The organism is Streptomyces sp. NPDC005181 (assembly GCF_040608395.1).
Lineage (GTDB): Bacteria > Actinomycetota > Actinomycetes > Streptomycetales > Streptomycetaceae > Streptomyces.
This window is the reverse complement of sequence record NZ_JBEXID010000235.1, coordinates 1-1,807: the sequence shown is the minus strand read 5'-3', so window position 1 is coordinate 1,807 and position 1,807 is coordinate 1. Positions and strand designations below refer to the sequence as shown.

Annotated in this window: 2 protein-coding genes; both read left to right on the top strand. The window is 66.6% G+C overall.

All coding sequences use genetic code 11. The features are described from left to right. Positions 1–38 precede the first annotated feature (38 nt). The gene (gene kdpF, locus ABZV38_RS40295) at positions 39–128 is read left to right on the top strand and encodes a K(+)-transporting ATPase subunit F (protein ID WP_037701211.1); all 90 of its coding nucleotides are present in this window, start codon (positions 39–41) and stop codon (positions 126–128) included. A 7-nt stretch (positions 129–135) separates the two neighbouring features. After that, entirely contained in the window at positions 136–1,800 is a 1,665-nt protein-coding gene (gene kdpA, locus ABZV38_RS40290) for a potassium-transporting ATPase subunit KdpA (protein ID WP_356333919.1), read from the top strand. Positions 1,801–1,807 lie beyond the last annotated feature (7 nt).

Here is a 1,807-nt window from a genome sequence, read left to right as displayed (position 1 = left end):
GCGCTGGTGGCTCTCATCGCCAAGGGGGTGGCGAAGCTGTGACTGCCGAGAACATTGTCGGTCTGATCGTGGCCGTCGCCCTGCTGGGATATCTCGTCCTCGCCCTTCTGTACCCGGAGAGGTTCTGAGCCCGATATGAGCCCCGTCCTCGCTGGTGTGCTCCAGCTGCTCGCGCTCGTGGTGGCGCTGGGTCTGGCGTACCGTCCGCTCGGCGACTACATGGCCGCCGTCTACTCCTCGAAGAAGCATCTGCGCGTCGAGAAGTGGATCTACAAGTCCATCGGCGCCAATCCCGACACGGAGATGCGCTGGCCCGCCTATCTTCGTGGTGTCCTCGCGTTCTCCGCGGTGAGCGTCCTCTTCCTCTACCTGCTGCAGCGGGTCCAGGGCAGTCTGCCCGGCTCGCTCGGCTTCGCCTCGATCGACCCGGACCAGGCGTTCAACACGGCGGTGTCCTTCGTCGCCAACACCAACTGGCAGTCGTACTACGGCGAGCAGGCCATGGGCCATGTCGTCCAGACCGGTGGCCTTGCGGTGCAGAACTTCGTCTCGGCCGCCGTCGGCATCGCCGTCGCGGTGGCGCTTGTCCGGGGCTTCGGCCGCTCCCGCACCGGTGAGCTCGGCAACTTCTGGTCGGACCTGGTGCGCGGCACCATCCGGATCCTGCTGCCGATCGCTGTGGTCGGCGCGATCCTCCTGGTCGCGTGCGGGGCGATCCAGAACTTCTCCGGTATCCACGGAGTCGGCCAGTTCATGGGCGGTTCGCAGCAGTGGAACGGTGGCGCGGTCGCCTCCCAGGAGGCGATCAAGGAGCTGGGCACCAACGGCGGCGGTTACTTCAACGCCAACTCGGCCCACCCGTTCGAGAACCCCAACGGGCTCTCCAATCTTCTCCAGATCTTCCTGATCCTGGTCATCCCGTTCGCGCTGACCCGCACCTTCGGCCGGATGGTCGGCTCCCTCAAGCAGGGTTACGCGATCCTGGCGACGATGGGTGTCATCTGGCTCGGTTTCACCGCGCTGATGATGTGGACCGAGTTTGCCCACCACGGTCCCGCGTTCGATATCGCGGGCGGGGCGATGGAGGGCAAGGAGACCCGTTTCGGGGTCGGCGGCTCGTCGATCTTCGCGGTGGCCACCACGCTCACCTCGACCGGTGCGGTGAACTCCTTCCACTCCTCGTTCACCGGTCTCGGCGGCGGCATCACCATGCTGGGTATGCAGCTCGGCGAGATCGCCCCCGGTGGTACGGGCTCCGGCCTCTACGGCATGCTGATCATGGCGATCATCGCGGTGTTCATCGCGGGTCTGATGGTCGGCCGTACCCCGGAGTATCTCGGCAAGAAGATCGGCGCCCGGGAGATCAAGTTCGCGGCGTGCTACATCCTGATCACCCCGGCGCTGGCGCTCTGCTTCACCGCCGCGGCGATGGCCCTGCCCACCCCGGTCCACTCGATGACCAACTCCGGTGCGCACGGCTTCTCCGAGATCCTGTACGCCTACACCTCCGGCGCCAACAACAACGGTTCGGCGTTCGCCGGCCTGAACGCGGACACCCAGTGGTTCAACACCACCATCGGGCTCGCGATGCTGCTGGGCCGGTTCCTGCCCATGGTGTTCGTCCTGGCGCTGGCCGGCTCGTTCGCCGAGCAGAAGCCGGTCCCGGCGACCGCGGGCACCCTGCGGACCGAGAAGCCGCTGTTCACCGGTCTGCTGGTCGGCACGATCCTGATCGTCACCGGTCTGACCTACTTCCCGGCGCTCGCGCTGGGACCGCTGGCCGAGGGGCTGGCGTCATGACCACTCG

Coding starts and splice junctions, on each gene's coding strand:
- kdpA (WP_356333919.1), top strand. CDS start 136: ATGAGCCCCGTCCTCGCTGGTGTGCTCCAGCTGCTCGCGCTCGTGGTG.